This is a genomic window from Minwuia sp., from assembly GCF_048263705.1.
In the GTDB taxonomy this organism is placed as follows: domain Bacteria; phylum Pseudomonadota; class Alphaproteobacteria; order Minwuiales; family Minwuiaceae; genus Minwuia.
Genome location: NZ_JBLXDV010000012.1, coordinates 47923 through 62297, shown reverse-complemented (window position 1 = coordinate 62297; position 14375 = coordinate 47923). Strand labels below are relative to the sequence as shown.

Here is a 14375-nt window from a genome sequence, read left to right as displayed (position 1 = left end):
GAGTGCCTGCAGACTGGCGGCATTGACAGTTTCGGGAACTTCGGACGGGACGGTCAGGGCGGGCTCTCATGTCTGCAGTCCGGGAAAGACTACCCAAACCGATGCATGCCGAAACCCGTAAAGAATGCAGGACACCTTCACACGAGCGGACGCCACCGACGGTGCTGGCCGGTCAGGTACCCGTCAAAAGCGGGGCTGGCGTCGACTCGTCGGCCATCAGGCCGTGAATTTTTGCGACCAGCAGGTTGATGTCCAGCGGCTTGGACAGATAGTCGTCCATGCCGGCGGCCAGACAGTCCTCCCGGTCGCCATGCTGTGCATGCGCCGTCAGGCCGATGATCGGTGTCCGGCGCCAGTCGTTCTCCTGCTCCAGCGTGCGGATGGCTCTGGTCGCCGCGTGCCCGCCCATGACGGGCATGGAAACATCCATCAGCACCAGGTCCGGTCTCTCCTGTATCAGACTGGCGACGGCCTCTTCCCCGTTCGACGCCATCACCGCGCGGCACCCCGCGATCTCCAGAATGCCGAGCACCAGTTCCTGGTTCACAGGATTGTCCTCGGCGACCAGTACCAGTGGCATGCCGTCTTCGCGATCGCGCCCGGTGCCGGTCCCGCCCGTGGCCCGGTCGGCGGCGGGTTCCGATCCGGTTGCGTCGTCAGGGGGTGGCATATCCGCCGCCGCCTTGACCGTCGCGGGTGCCGTGCTGCTCATGATCGAGACGAGCTGATCGTACAAGGTCGATGCGTTGGCGGGTTTGACCAGATGTCCCTGGACTCCCAGGTCCAGAAACTGCCCGCCGCCCTCGGGATACTCGACGGACGTCAGCATCAGCACCGGAATTTCCGACAGGCTTTCGGCGGCCTTCAGGGACCGCACCATGCCTGCCCCGTCCATGCCGGGCATGTTGTAGTCCAGAATGATCAGATCGCAGGTCTCACCGTCCGCCGCCATGCGCGCCAGTTCGCCGAGCGCTCTCAGCGCCGACGGTTCCGCCTGCCCGATCAGCCCCCATGCGCCGAGCTGTTCCATCAGGATTTCGCGGTTGACCGCATTGTCATCGACAACCAGTACGCGCTTGCCCTTCACATCGACCGGCACGATCCGGCGTTCGCTGGTCACATCATCGACCGGCAGGTCGAGCGTCACCGTGAAGGTGCTGCCTTCACCCTCGACGGACTGAAGGGCCACCGTGCCACCCATCTTCGTCACCAGCATGCTGACGATGGCCAGCCCCAGACCGGTCCCGTCATGGTTCCGGGTGGAACTGCCGTCGACCTGGACGAACTTGTCGAAGACATGGTCCGTCTGGTCTTCCGGTATGCCGATACCGGTATCGACGACCTTCAGAACGAGGGCGGCCTTCGCCGCGCCGTCACCGGCCTGATGCACGGTCGCCGAAGCGTCGATCAGAACATGACCGGCGTCGGTGAACTTGACGGCGTTCCCGACGAGGTTGGTCAGAATCTGCCGGATCCGGCCCGCATCGCCGACCATGCTGCGCGGCATGTCGGGGTCGACCCGGACGACGATCTCGATGTTCTTCTCTTCGGCACGGGCAGACATCAGCAGCGCGACATCGTTGACCGCATCGGCCATACGGAACGGTTCGTGACACAACTGCAGCTGGCCGGCGTCGATCTTGGAGAAGTCCAGAATGTCGTTGATGATTGTCAGCAGCGCGTTGCCCGAACTGGTCACCGTGTCGGCATAGCGTTTCTGGCGCGCATCCAGGTCCGTCTGCTGCAACAGTTCGGACATGCCCATCATGCCGTTCAGCGGGGTTCGTATCTCGTGACTCATGTTGGCCAGAAATTCGGATTTCGCATGATCCGCCCGCTGTGCCCGTTGGCTCTCCAGCGCCAGATCGGCGTTCTTCCGGCGCAGCGAGCGCAGCAGCAGGGCAATTCCGACCGCCGGAAACAGCAGCAGGACAAAGATCACCAGACCGATCAGAATGCCGAAATTGGTGAATTTCGCCCTGTTGATCGCGACCGCCTTGGTCTGATCCACGTAGACCTCGACAACGGCCACGACGTCGCCGTTGCGCACGACAGGAACATAGCTCTCGGCGTAGAAGTCGGGACGATCCGGCTGCGTCTTCCCGTCCTCGAATTTCGTCAGCGGGGTTCGGCTTGCCACCACATCGGCAGCCGTCTGGCTGAACGCACGCCGTTCGGCGCGCAGCGATCCCCCGCCGGGCGCGAGGTTTTCGGAAACCAGACGCAGGCGCCCGTCAGGCGAAAAGAGCTTGAAACGGAACACACCGTTGAAGGACCGGATCATGTCGAGCAGATCGCGTTCACTCTCGCTGAGGTATCCGCCCTGGGCGATCTCCCCGAGATTGGGCAGACGATCGGAGATGTAGTTCGCCCAGTCCAGCGAGATCCGTTCCGCCTGCTCTGCCGCAAGCCGGTCGGCCGTGCTCTTGACGATCAGATAGCTCGCACCGACGGACAGGATCGCGAGAACCAGCAGCCCGGCGAATATCTGCGCCGTACTTTCAAGAAACCGTTCCAGTATCCGCATCCGACCGAATCCACCTTACCGTACCTACCAGATCGCTGACGCGCAGGCGACGCGCCGACCCATGCTCTGGCAAGTTGACCCAGAAAGGTTAATCCTGCGTTTAGCTGTCCTGCGCCTGTCAGGGATTGCACCGCGCCGCGCGATTGGCGAGAGTCGCCGCCGGGGAGACGCTGAAACATGAAAAAACTTCTGATCGCCAATCGTGGTGAGATCGCCGTGCGCATCATCCAGACCGCCGCCGAACAGGGCTGGACGACCGTCGCCATCCATTCGACCGACGATGCCGAAAATCTGCACGTCCTGCGCGCCGACGAAGCGGTATCTCTGGCGCAGAAGGGGGTGGCGGCCTATCTGGACATCGAAAGCATCGTCGCGATCGCCAGAGACACCGGTGCCACAGCGGTCCACCCCGGATACGGTTTTCTGGCCGAGAACGCCGCCTTCGCGCAGGCTGTGACGGATGCCGGAATAACCTTTGTCGGCCCGACGCCGGATGTGCTGGACACGTTCGGCGACAAGGCCAAGGCGCGGGCGCTGGCCGGATCCAACAATGTCCCGACCGTGTCCGGTACGACCGGCTCCGCCTCGCTCAAGGAAGCGAAGGCGTTCCTGAAAGATCTCGGACCTGACGGCGCGGTGATGATCAAGGCCGTCGCCGGCGGCGGCGGACGCGGCATGCGCATCGTGCGGGCCGGCGAAGATATCGATGCGGCCTACGAACGCTGCCAGTCCGAAGCCAGGCAGGCCTTCGGCAGCGGCGACGTCTATGTCGAAGGTCTGATGCGGCCCGCCCGCCACATCGAGGTCCAGGTTCTGGGCGATGGCACGGGCGCGGTCACCCATTTCGGCGACAGGGAATGCTCCATCCAGCGGCGCAATCAGAAGATCGTCGAGGTCGCCCCCGCGCCGGACCTGGATCCGGCGGTACGCGATGCCATGACGCAGGCGGCCCTGCGGCTGGCCCGCGCCGTCAACTACCGCGGCCTCGGCACGTTCGAATTCCTGGTCGATGCGTCCGAAGATGCACCCGCCTCCGGCTATGCGTTCATCGAGGCGAACGCCCGCATTCAGGTCGAGCACACCGTGACGGAAGAGGTCTTCGACACGGATCTGGTCGCCCTGCAACTGGGCGTGGCCGAGGGCCGGTCGCTCGGCGATCTGGGCGTGGACGACGATTCACGGCGGCCAAACGGCTTTGCGATCCAGTTGCGTGTGAACATGGAGAAGATGACGGCAAGCGGCGACGTCATGCCATCCGGAGGCACGCTGACGGCGTTCGATCCGCCGACCGGCCGCGGCATTCGTATCGATACGTTCGGCTATGCCGGGTTCCGGACCAGCCCGGCCTTCGATTCGCTGCTGGCCAAGTTGATCGTGCACAGCCCGTCGACCAGTTACGCCGATGCCGTGAGCCGGGCCTATCGGGCCCTCTGTGCGTTCCGGATCGAGGGTGTCTCGACCAATGCCGGCTTTCTGCAGAACCTCCTGCGGGATCCGGACTTCATCGCCAACAGGGTGGATACCGGGTTCCTTGAATCGCGCCTGACGACGCTCGTCGAACCCGGCGATCACCCGAAACTCTATCGCGACCTGCCGTCCGTCCAGGCGGCGCGCAAGGGGGCCGGTGCACGGCTGCAGAGTTCAGATCCGCTGGCCGTGCTCGACTTCGGCAAGCAGACCGGCGGCGGCGATGGCAGCGCTGGCGACGACGAAGCGCCGGACGGGGCGCGCACCGTCCCCGCGCCGATGCAGGGCACCATCATTTCGGTCAGTGTCGATGAAGGTGCCGAGGTCCGGGCGGGACAGCCGTTGCTGGTGATGGATTCCATGAAGATGGAACACATCATCGAAGCGCCGTTCAGCGGCATCGTGCGCCAGATGGTCGTCGGAGAGGCCGACACCGTCTATGAAGGCGACGCGCTGGCCTATGTCGAACCCGCCGAGGTGGCCGCCGCAGCCACCGTGGCAGAGGAAAACGTCGATCTGGATGAACTGCGTCCCGATCTGGCGGAAACCCTGCAGCGACAGGCCATCACGCAGGACGAGGCCCGTCCCAGGGCCGTCGAGAAGCGCCGCAAGACCGGCCAGCGTACGGCGCGCGAGAACCTGGCCGACCTGCTGGATGAGGGAAGCTGGGTCGAATATGGCTCTCTGGCCGTTGCCGCCCAGCGTACCCGGCGCAGCATGGAAGACCTGATTGAAAACACGCCCGCAGACGGCATGCTGGCCGGACTGGGCCACGTGAACGGCGACCGGTTCACCGAGGACAGGAGCCGCGTCGCCGTCCTCTGTTACGACTACACCGTGCTGGCGGGCACGCAGGGCATGGTCAACCACAAGAAGAAGGACCGCCTGCTGCAGCAGACCATCCGCTACAAGCTGCCGCTGATCGTCTTCTCGGAAGGTGGCGGCGGACGCCCCGGCGATGTCGATGTCGGACAGGTCGGCGGCCTGGACCTGCACACCTTCGAGATGTTCGGCAAGATGAGCGGCCTCGCCCCCATCGTCGGCATCAATTCCGGCTACTGCTTCGCGGGCAATGCCGCGCTGCTCGGTTGCTGCGATGTGATCATCGCGACCGAGAATTCCAACATCGGCATGGGCGGTCCGGCCATGATCGAGGGCGGCGGACTGGGCGTGTTCAGCCCCAAGGAAGTCGGCCCCATGTCCGATCAGGTGCCCTCCGGCGTGGTGGATATCGCCGTGAAGGACGAGGCGGAGGCCGTCGCCACAGCCAAGAAATACCTGTCCTATTTCCAGGGGCCGGTCGATGGCTGGACCTGCGACGACCAGCGCAAGCTGCGCCGGGTCATCCCCGAGAACCGCAAGCGGCTCTACGACATGCGCGAGGTGATCGAACTGATCGCGGACACGGATTCGGTACTGGAACTGCGCAAGGGCTTCGGGCTGGGCATGGTGACGTCGCTGATCCGTGTCGAGGGCCGTCCCATCGGTGTCGTGGCGAACAACCCGAGCCATCTGTCAGGTGCCATCGACAGCCCCGGTTCGGACAAGGCCGCACGGTTCATGAAACTCTGCGATGCCTTCGACATCCCCGTCATGTTCCTGGTCGACACGCCCGGCATGATGGTCGGCCCGGAGATCGAGAAGACCGCGCTGGTCCGCCATTGCAGCCGCCTGTTCGTCGCCGGGGCCAATCTGACCGTTCCGTTCTTCAGCTTCGTGCTGCGCAAGTCCTATGGGCTGGGGGCACAGGGGATGGCCGGCGCGAGTTTCCATGCACCACTGTTCACCATCGCCTGGCCGTCGGGTGAATTCGGCGGCATGGGACTGGAAGGCGCGGTGAAGCTGGCTTACCGCAAGGAACTGGCCGCCATCGAGGATCCGGAAGAGCGCGCGGCCAAGTTCGATCAGATGGTCGCGGACTCCTACGAACGCGGTAAGGCGCTGTCGACGGCGACCTATTTCGAGATCGACGATGTGATCGATCCCGCCGATACCCGCCACCGCATCGTCGCCGCCCTGAAAGCGGCTCCTCCGCCGGTTCCGCGCGAAGGCAAGAAGCACGCGTGGATCGATACGTGGTGAGCGCCTGCCGGTGATGTGATAGACTGGGCGCATGACGAAGCACGAAAAGATCACGGTCGAATTGCCCGAAGAATTGGCTTCCGAGGTGCGGCGGCTTGTCGCCGATGGCTCTTTCGAGAATGAGAGCGCGGCACTGCAACAGGGTATCCAGCATCTGCTGGACCATGAGGCGGGGGTCGACGACTGGCTGCGGCGTGAGGTTCTTGCCGGACACAGCGAATATACCAGCGATCCGCGTTCGGCTGTGGACGGGGACCGGTTGCTGCACGCGGTACGCGAGGAGGCAGCGAACCTGAAGCGCAAGCGCGCGTGAAACTGGTCTACACGCGCCGCGCGACGCGACATCTGGCGGAGATCTGGAACTGGATCACCGAGAATGCCGATGAACGTACTGCTGATGGCTATGTCGATCGCATTCACCGACATTGCGAAACACTGATACCATTCCCGCAACGCGGCGATCGGAAGGACCATATCCTGCCCGGCCTTCGCACAATCGGTTTCGAACGACGCGTGGTGATCGCATTTGTGGTAATCGACGAGATGATTGTGGTTGAGGGGATCCTGTACGGCGGTCGCGACATCGAAACCTCCTTCCAGTCGCGGGACGATACCTGAGCGGCCTTGACCCCCGGTGCCCGATGCGGCCAATTGTGGTTGGCCCGTCATTGAGCGAAAGAATCTGCCATGCCTCTCCCCGTCTCGCCCCTCGCCCCTGAGAGTCAGCCCGATCTGCCAGCCATCGCAGGGTGCAAGGTCGGCGCGGTCGCGGGCGGCCTGCGCTACAAGGGCCGTCACGACATGACGCTGTTCCGGTTTGCGCCGGGCACGACCGTCGCCGGGGTGCAGACCACCTCGACCACATGCGGCGCGCCGGTGACGTGGAACGCAAAGCGTCTGCCCGGCGGCACGGCGCGCGCGGTGATCATCAATTCCGGCAATGCCAACGTCTTCACCGGTCGGCAGGGTGACGAGGATGTTGCCGCAACGGCTGCTGCGGTGGCCGAAGCCATAGGGTGTGCTGCCGAGGAGGTGCTGGTCGCCTCGACGGGCGTGATCGGCGAGCGGCTGCCCATCGAGAAGCTGGTCGCCTCCGTACCGGTGCTGGCCGAGCACGTTTCTCCCGAGGGCTGGGCCGAGGCCGCGGCAGGAATCCTGACAACCGACACGTTCGAGAAGCGCGCCACGGCGACGGCGAAGATCGGCGATGCGACCGTGACCATCAATGGCATCGCCAAGGGGTCTGGCATGATCGCGCCCAACATGGCGACGATGCTGGCCTATGTGGTGACGGACGCCGCCCTGCCCGCGACCGTGCTGCAGGCGATCCTGCCACCCATTGCGGACCGGACGTTCAACAGCGTGACTGTCGACAGTGACATGTCCACATCGGACATGTGCCTGCTGTTCGCCACCGGAATGGGTCCGCGACACCCCGAGATCACGAGCCCCGACGACCCGGCCCTGGCCGGTTTCACCGGTGCGCTGGAAGACATGCTGCGCGATCTGGCGATCCAGATCGCACGCGACGGCGAAGGCGCGCAGAAGCTGATCACCATCGACGTCACCGGTGCCGAGGACGACCGGGCCGCGCGCGCCGTGGCCATGTCCATCGGCAACTCGCCGCTGGTCAAGACCGCCATCGCGGGCGAGGACGCCAACTGGGGCCGCATCGTCATGGCCATCGGCAAGTCCGGCGAGAAGGCCGAGCGCAGCCGGATCTCCGTCAAGGTGGGCGGGGTCACGATCGCGCGCGACGGCGGTGCCGATCCGGATTATCGGGAGGCGATGATCATCGATCACATGAAGGGCCGCGACATCCGGATCGAGGTCGGGCTGGGCATCGGAGAGGGCACGGCCCGCGTCTGGACCTGCGACCTGACCCACGGCTACATCGATATCAACGCCGACTACCGCTCGTGAAACTGATACTGGTCGCCGCGATCGCGCTGATCAACGACCGGCGCGAAGTGCTGCTGGCGGAACGGCCCAAGGGCAAGGCGATGGCGGGTCTCTGGGAATTTCCGGGTGGCAAGGTCGAACCCGGTGAAAGCCCCGAAGCCTGCCTGATCCGCGAGTGTGCGGAGGAACTGGGTGTCTCGGTTCGCGCCGGTGATCTGCACCCCCTCACCTTTGCATCGCATGCCTACGACGATTTTCACCTGCTGATGCCCGTGTACGCCTGCCGGAAATGGTCCGGAAAACCTCAGGGGCTGGAAGGCCAGCGGCTGGCTTTCGCATCGACGGATGCCCTGGACGACTACCCCATGCCACCCGCAGACGCGCCGTTGCTGGCGGACATTCGCCGCACACTCGCCGACGCCGGTTGACCGCGCCACCGGCACCGCATACACCACGACGAAATCAATCCAGACGGAACCATCGACATGTCCAAGGGCCGCATTTTTTCAGGCGTCCAGCCGTCCGGGCGACTTACGCTCGGCAACTATCTGGGTGCGATCCGCAACTTCGTCCGCCTGCAGGATGACTACGAATGCATCTACTGCGTCGTCGACATGCACGCGATCACGGTCTGGCAGGATCCGGCTGAACTGAGGCACACGACGCGCGAGGTGGCCGCCGCCTATCTGGCATCGGGAATCGATCCCGCGAAGTCGATCATCTTCAACCAGAGCCAGGTCGGCGCGCACGCCGAACTGGCCTGGATATTCAACTGCGTGGCCCGCATGGGCTGGCTGAACCGGATGACGCAATTCAAGGAAAAGGCGGGCAAGAATCGCGAGAACGCGGCGGTGGGCCTGTTCGTCTATCCGAACCTGATGGCCGCCGACATTCTGGTCTACAAGGCGACCCACGTGCCGGTCGGCGAGGACCAGAAGCAGCATCTGGAATTGTGTCGCGACATCGCGCAGAAGTTCAATCACGACTACGGACAGGAGTTCTTTCCCGTCACCGAACCGCTGATCTTCGGGGCGGCGACGCGTGTGATGAGCCTGCGCGACGGGACGTCGAAGATGTCGAAATCCGACCCGTCGGACAATTCGCGCATCAACATCACCGACGATTCCGACACCATCGCCAGGAAGATCCGCAAGGCCAAGACGGACCCCGAACCGCTGCCGGAAACCGTCAAGGATCTCGAAGGACGCCCCGAGGCAGACAACCTGCTGGGCATCTGGGCCGCGCTTTCCGATATCACCAAGGAGGAGGCTGTGGCCGCCTTCGCGGGCGGCCAGTTCTCCGGCTTCAAACAGGAGCTCGCGGATCTGGCGGTCGCCAGGATGGCGCCGATTGCCGACGAGATGCGGCACCTCATGGACGCACCCGATCATGTCGACAGCGTGCTGGCCGACGGTGCGGCACGGGCCGATGCCATCGCCCGTCCGATCCTGGACGAGGTCAAGGACATGGTCGGCTTCTTGCGCGGCTAGCCTCGCGCCCCCACCTTGAAGCCATGAATGACAGGAAGTTGACGGCATGAGCGATCTGAACGCGGGCACGAACGATCAGATCGGGTCGGAGAAGCACCAGCGCATCGGCGGTCCCGGACGGGTCCGCCGCGTCGTGAAGGCATCCTGGAAACCCCTGCTGATCGCCGTCGTGGTGTTTGCCGCGCTCTACTATCCGGTCGGCATGGCAATCGTGCACAAGATCGACGACGATCTCGACTATCGCGCCGAGCCCGTCGGCATGGAGCCGGGGGCGTCCTACACGGTCGCGACCATGGCCGCGCTGATCGAGCGCGAAGTCGGACAGCACAACTGGACACCGAACGATCCGTGGTTCTTCCCGTCGGCGGGGCTGGATAACATGCCGAACTTCCAGCTTGGCATGATCGAGGCGCTCAGCCGGTTCTCGGTCGAGCTTCTGGACCAGATCGGGCGCGTGCGCGGTTCATCCGCCGCCGACGAAAATCTGAACCGCGCCGTCGGTCATCTGAAGATATCCGGCACCAAGTGGGCCTGGGACTTCTCGGTCTCATGGCTGCCTGCAACGCCTGCCGAAAGCGAATACATGGCCGCGCGCCGCGAGCTGATGCTCTACAATGAACGCCTGGCGGGCGGGTCCGCCGTGTTCGACCGCCGGGCCGACAACCTTCAGGCGACCATCGAACGCGTCGCAAACGATCTGGGCTCCGCCTCGCAGGCGATCGACGACCACGTGCGCGAACACGCGGGCGGCTGGTGGTTCGACTATCAGGTCGATGACGAGTTCTACCGCATCAAAGGCAAGGCCTACGCCTATTACATGATCTTCCGGGACCTGGGCCGCGACTACGAAGCGGTACTGGCCGAACGCAATCTGAACCGTCCGTGGAACGACATGCTGTCGGTCATGCGCACCCTGGCCGGGCTGGATCCGCTGATGGTCATGAACGGCTCTCCGGACGGGTTCATCTTTCCCAGCCACCTGACCAGCCAGGGTTTCTATCTGCTTCGGGCACGGACGAAGCTGAAAGAAATCTCGAACATTCTGTTGAAATAGCGCGCAGCCAAGCCGCACACTGTTCCCTCCATCAACAGTCCGCAGGGCGGAGCATGAGCGAGAAAGACCGGTCGGTCCGCAATTTCCTTGTCGTCGTCGATGACACGCCCGAATGCCGCCTGGCATTGCGCTGGGCCGCACGGCGCGCGGGCAGGCTGGGCGACGGCGGTGTCGTGCTGTTGCGCGTCACGGAACCGCCGGATTTCCAGCACTGGATGGGCGTCGGGGAACTGATGCGCGAGGAAGCGCGCGAGGAAGCAGAACAACTGCTGATCGCGCTGGCGCGGGAAATCCTGATGGATACCAGCCTCACACCGCAGTTCGTGATCCGGGAAGGCGACCTGATCGAACAGGTTCAGAATGTCATCGACGAGGACAAGTCGATTCGCATTCTGGTGCTGGGCGCGGACGCTTCAAGCAACGGCCCCGGCCCGCTCGTCAGAACCTTTGCCGGCGAGCGATCCGGATCGCTGCGCGTGCCCGTGACCGTCGTGCCCGGCACGCTCAGTCAGGATCAGGTGGACATGCTGAGCTGAGGCGGTCAGTCCGTGCCGCCCGGCACCACGAACTGCCTGCCATGCCAGTACCAGCGCCCCTGCCCGGCCGGCGCCGTGCAGTTGTAACGGCTGCGGCCCGGTCGTGCGTCACCCGGCGGCTGGAACGACACCGCCGCACCATCGATGCTCAGCGTCTGTTTCTGACCGCTTGAGGAATGGAAGCAGTTCAGCGTCTTCGCGCGGACGTCGGACAGGATCCGGAATCCGAACCGCGGATATGCCCCCGGCCTGATCACGGTATCCGCCGGTTCGAGGTCGGTGACGTCGAGCGGCAGGCTGCTGGCCGCAAGGCGGAACCTGTCGATCTTGCCGTAGGCCTCGTTCATGGCGAAGCGCGGCAGGGCGAACATGTTCCAGGATCGCGACAGCGCACCGGAATGCTGTCCGAACGCGGCCGAATAGCCCACCTGCCTTGCGACATCGATCAGTGCAGCGCTGTACTCACCATAGGGATAGACCAGCAGATCGGGCTGCGCATCGAGTTCGGCCCGAAACCGGTCGCGGGACCGTTCCAGATCATCCCGGGCTTCTTCGACGGCCATCTCGGCCATGTGTCCGTGGGCTGCCGAATGGGCACCGATCTCCATGCCCTCGGCCTTCAGCCGGCGAATCTCGTCCCAGTTCAGGTAACCGCGGATGCCGCTGTCGACCCCGTCGGTGGCCACGAACAGCGTCATCGTCCAGCCCCGCTGTTTCAGGCGCGGCCAGGCCTCGGTCATCACGCTGCGATAGGCATCGTCCGCCGTCAGCGCCACCGTGCGGTCGGGCAGGTCCGTGCCATCACGCAGGGCCTTCACAATCCTGGACAAGGGCCAGACCGTGAAGCCGCCCTCCTCCAGATGATCCAGATGCGCCTCGAACTGGGCCAGCCGGATGTTCGTCGCCGGCACACCGTCTTCGCCGAACCGGTGATAGGCAAAGACCACGGCATGATCGGCGGCAAATACAGGTGCAACCGCCCCCAGAAGGATCAGCCATGCCAATGCTGCTTTTTTCATCATGTCGGGCCTTCGTCATGCTTCCGGTTGAGGGTGCTATCTAGTATGACATCGCGAAACCAAGCGCCATGGCGTGTCAACGCAGGAGACCCAAGACCGTGACTTCAATCCTCAGCGATGCCGATATGGACCTGATCTTCAGAGACGCCCGAACGCACAATGCCTGGCAGGACAAACCGGTTCCCGAAGTCACCCTGCGCGCGGTCTATCACCTGATGCGCTATGGCCCGACCAGCGCGAACGGCTCGCCGGCGCGGCTGAAGTTCCTGGTGTCGGACGCCGCCAAGCAGCGCCTGAAGTCCTCGCTGTCCGAAGGCAACCTGGCGAAGACGATGGCGGCACCGGTCGTTGCCATCGTGGCCTACGACCTGAAGTTCTACGAGAAGATGCCGCAGCTTTTCCCACACGAACCGGATGCGAAGAACTGGTTCAGCGATCCGGACGTGGCACAGATCACGGCGTTCCGGAATTCCACGCTACAGGGCGCGTACCTGATCATCGCCGCCCGCTCGCTGGGTCTGGACTGCGGCCCCATGAGCGGCTTCGACAATGAAGCGCTGGACGCGGAATTCTTTCCCGACGGCCGGATCAAGTCGAACTTCCTGTGCAACATCGGCTTCGGCGATCCTTCGGGGCTGTTCGAGCGCAGCCCCCGGCTTGATTTCGACGAAGCCTGCGAGATCCTCTGATCGCGTCCCTGCTCGCCATCGACACGGCGACCGATGCGCTTTCGGTCGCGGTGGGCGTCGATGGTCATGTCCGGTTCGCCGCCCACCAGCGGCGAAAGCGCGGCCACGCAGAGGCGCTGGTGCCCCTGATGGCCACCGCCTTGACAGCAGCCGGTCTCAAGGCGTCGGACCTGTCCGCCGTCGCGGTGACCATCGGTCCCGGCACCTTCACCGGTGTCCGCATCGGTCTGGCGGCAGCGCGTGGCCTGCGGCTGGCCTGCGGTATTCCACTGACCGGTGTCACTACCCTGGAACTGATGGCACACACGGCAGCCCGGCGCTGGCCGGACCGCCCGGTCATGGCGGCGCTGGATGCCCGGCGCGATCAGGTCTACGCGCAGTATTTCCGGCGCGGGGACGGCCCCTATGCCGAGGCATGGAGCGCCCCAGCGGCGCTGTCGGCCGCCGGTGCTGCGGCGATGCTGAATCCCGGCAGCGTGATCGTCGGCAGCGGTGCCGCCCTGATCGCCGGGCATCTGGAGACACCGTCGACCATGACAGTGGCGGAGGTCTGGCCCGATGCAGCCGACATGATCGGCCTTGTGTCGGAACGTCCGCTGACCGGCGCGAATGCGCCTGCGCCGAAGCCTGTCTACCTGCGCGCGCCCGACGCGGTGCCCGCCCGGCCGATCCTGAACCTGTGATTGCGGTCGAGCGCACCCGTTCAGCACCCCTCCTGGCGGGTCTGCACGCGGCCTGCTTCGCCGATGGATGGACCGAATCATCCTTCGCCGATCTGCTGTCAATGCCCGGATCGACGGCCTGGATCGCCACCTTCGAGTCCCGACCGTCCGGGCTTCTGCTGCTGCGACAGGCGGCCGACGAGGCTGAGATCATCACGATCGGGGTTCTGCCGCAGCAGCGGCGCACGGGCCTCGGCGGCGCGCTGCTGCATGATGCGACCGGTCAGCTTCAGCAGTGCAAGGCGCTGTTTCTTGAGGTTTCCGAAACCAATGCCGGGGCGCGGCAGTTCTATCTCGATCTCGGTTTCGCCGAAGCGGGACGCAGAAAGGATTATTACGCAGACGGCTCAGACGCGCTGATCATGACCGCCCGCCTGCCGCTTTCTTGCGGCGGGGCCGCGCCGTCGCTATAGAAGCTGTCTGGGAATGCAAGGAAACGATCGAATGCCGGCCGGGGCCAAACCATCACGACTGGAACAGAAATGCGTCGATATCGGCATGCGCATGACCGATCAGCGCAGGGTGATCGCCCGCGTGCTGTCGGAAGCCGACGATCACCCCGACGTGGAGCAGGTCTATCAGCGCGCCGCGGCGGTGGATTCGAACATCTCCATCGCCACGGTCTACCGGACCGTTCGCATGTTCGAGGAAGCCAACATCCTGGAGCGGCACGATTTCGGCGACGGTCGCGCCCGCTATGAAGAAGCGACCGACGATCACCACGATCACCTGATCGACGTGAATTCCGGCGAGGTCATCGAATTCCAGAACGAGCGCATTGAAGAACTGCAGCGCCTGATTGCAGAGGAACTCGGCTACAAGCTGGTCGATCACAGGCTCGAACTTTACGGAACCCGGCTGGATCGCGACGGAAACAAGGGCTGACC

14 protein-coding genes are annotated in these 14375 nt (G+C 64.3%); 12 read left to right on the top strand and 2 right to left on the bottom strand.

Features of this window, described 5'->3' with window-relative positions:
* Positions 1-172: 172 nt before the first annotated feature.
* A complete protein-coding gene (locus ACN0X7_RS16125) occupies positions 173-2527 on the bottom strand; it encodes a response regulator (protein ID WP_417519120.1) in 2355 nt (784 codons plus the stop codon).
* Between the two features lie 177 nt (positions 2528-2704).
* Between ACN0X7_RS16125 and ACN0X7_RS16120 the strand changes: the two genes are divergently transcribed.
* From ACN0X7_RS16120 to ACN0X7_RS16085, 8 genes are all read left to right on the top strand, one after another.
* Entirely contained in the window at positions 2705-6076 is a 3372-nt protein-coding gene (locus ACN0X7_RS16120) for a carboxyl transferase domain-containing protein (RefSeq protein WP_417519119.1), read from the top strand.
* A 31-nt stretch (positions 6077-6107) separates the two neighbouring features.
* The gene (locus tag ACN0X7_RS16115) at positions 6108-6389 is read left to right on the top strand and encodes a ribbon-helix-helix domain-containing protein (RefSeq protein ID WP_417519118.1); all 282 of its coding nucleotides are present in this window, start codon (positions 6108-6110) and stop codon (positions 6387-6389) included.
* A complete protein-coding gene (locus ACN0X7_RS16110; RefSeq protein WP_417519117.1) occupies positions 6386-6694 on the top strand; it encodes a type II toxin-antitoxin system RelE/ParE family toxin in 309 nt (102 codons plus the stop codon). Before ACN0X7_RS16115 ends, ACN0X7_RS16110 begins: the two co-directional genes overlap by 4 nt.
* Positions 6695-6763: 69 nt before the next feature.
* On the top strand, positions 6764-7999 hold the full coding sequence (gene argJ / locus ACN0X7_RS16105) for a bifunctional glutamate N-acetyltransferase/amino-acid acetyltransferase ArgJ (protein ID WP_417519115.1): 1236 nt from the start codon (positions 6764-6766) through the stop codon (positions 7997-7999).
* A complete protein-coding gene (mutT, locus tag ACN0X7_RS16100; protein WP_417519114.1) occupies positions 7996-8406 on the top strand; it encodes an 8-oxo-dGTP diphosphatase MutT in 411 nt (136 codons plus the stop codon). The genes argJ and mutT overlap by 4 nt, the downstream gene beginning before the upstream one ends.
* Before the next feature lie 57 nt (positions 8407-8463).
* Positions 8464-9468: a tryptophan--tRNA ligase gene (gene trpS, locus ACN0X7_RS16095; protein ID WP_417519112.1), complete on the top strand. Its 1005-nt coding sequence runs from the start codon at positions 8464-8466 to the stop codon at positions 9466-9468.
* A 46-nt stretch (positions 9469-9514) separates the two neighbouring features.
* Entirely contained in the window at positions 9515-10522 is a 1008-nt protein-coding gene (locus tag ACN0X7_RS16090; protein ID WP_417519110.1) for a DUF2333 family protein, read from the top strand.
* Positions 10523-10575: 53 nt separating this feature from the next.
* Positions 10576-11058, top strand: coding sequence for a universal stress protein (locus ACN0X7_RS16085; protein ID WP_417519108.1), 483 nt, complete (start codon positions 10576-10578; stop codon positions 11056-11058).
* A gap of 5 nt (positions 11059-11063) precedes the next feature.
* Here ACN0X7_RS16085 and ACN0X7_RS16080 read toward each other — a convergent pair whose 3' ends face one another.
* Entirely contained in the window at positions 11064-12080 is a 1017-nt protein-coding gene (locus ACN0X7_RS16080) for a polysaccharide deacetylase family protein (RefSeq protein ID WP_417519106.1), read from the bottom strand.
* A 95-nt stretch (positions 12081-12175) separates the two neighbouring features.
* Here ACN0X7_RS16080 and ACN0X7_RS16075 point away from each other — a divergent pair, with 95 nt between their 5' ends.
* From ACN0X7_RS16075 to ACN0X7_RS16060, 4 genes are read left to right on the top strand one after another with little or no spacing between them, the layout of a single operon-like run.
* The gene (locus ACN0X7_RS16075) at positions 12176-12766 is read left to right on the top strand and encodes a malonic semialdehyde reductase (protein ID WP_417519104.1); all 591 of its coding nucleotides are present in this window, start codon (positions 12176-12178) and stop codon (positions 12764-12766) included.
* Positions 12751-13449, top strand: a complete 699-nt coding sequence (gene tsaB / locus ACN0X7_RS16070; RefSeq protein WP_417519229.1) for a tRNA (adenosine(37)-N6)-threonylcarbamoyltransferase complex dimerization subunit type 1 TsaB — start codon at positions 12751-12753, stop codon at positions 13447-13449. The genes ACN0X7_RS16075 and tsaB overlap by 16 nt, the downstream gene beginning before the upstream one ends.
* Positions 13446-13901, top strand: a complete 456-nt coding sequence (locus ACN0X7_RS16065) for a GNAT family N-acetyltransferase (RefSeq protein ID WP_417519102.1) — start codon at positions 13446-13448, stop codon at positions 13899-13901. Before tsaB ends, ACN0X7_RS16065 begins: the two co-directional genes overlap by 4 nt.
* Before the next feature lie 31 nt (positions 13902-13932).
* Positions 13933-14373: a Fur family transcriptional regulator gene (locus ACN0X7_RS16060; protein WP_417519100.1), complete on the top strand. Its 441-nt coding sequence runs from the start codon at positions 13933-13935 to the stop codon at positions 14371-14373.
* The last annotated feature ends 2 nt before the right edge of the window (positions 14374-14375 follow it).

Excerpts from the sequence above, each read along its gene's own strand:
- ACN0X7_RS16115 (WP_417519118.1), top strand. The coding sequence starts at position 6,108 with ATGACGAAGCACGAAAAGATCACGGTCGAATTGCCCGAAGAATTGGCT.
- ACN0X7_RS16085 (WP_417519108.1), top strand. The coding sequence starts at position 10,576 with ATGAGCGAGAAAGACCGGTCGGTCCGCAATTTCCTTGTCGTCGTCGAT.
- trpS (WP_417519112.1), top strand. The coding sequence starts at position 8,464 with ATGTCCAAGGGCCGCATTTTTTCAGGCGTCCAGCCGTCCGGGCGACTT.
- ACN0X7_RS16120 (WP_417519119.1), top strand. The coding sequence starts at position 2,705 with ATGAAAAAACTTCTGATCGCCAATCGTGGTGAGATCGCCGTGCGCATC.
- ACN0X7_RS16080 (WP_417519106.1), bottom strand. The coding sequence starts at position 12,080 with ATGATGAAAAAAGCAGCATTGGCATGGCTGATCCTTCTGGGGGCGGTT.
- ACN0X7_RS16060 (WP_417519100.1), top strand. The coding sequence starts at position 13,933 with ATGCCGGCCGGGGCCAAACCATCACGACTGGAACAGAAATGCGTCGAT.
- ACN0X7_RS16090 (WP_417519110.1), top strand. The coding sequence starts at position 9,515 with ATGAGCGATCTGAACGCGGGCACGAACGATCAGATCGGGTCGGAGAAG.
- argJ (WP_417519115.1), top strand. The coding sequence starts at position 6,764 with ATGCCTCTCCCCGTCTCGCCCCTCGCCCCTGAGAGTCAGCCCGATCTG.
- ACN0X7_RS16125 (WP_417519120.1), bottom strand. The coding sequence starts at position 2,527 with ATGCGGATACTGGAACGGTTTCTTGAAAGTACGGCGCAGATATTCGCC.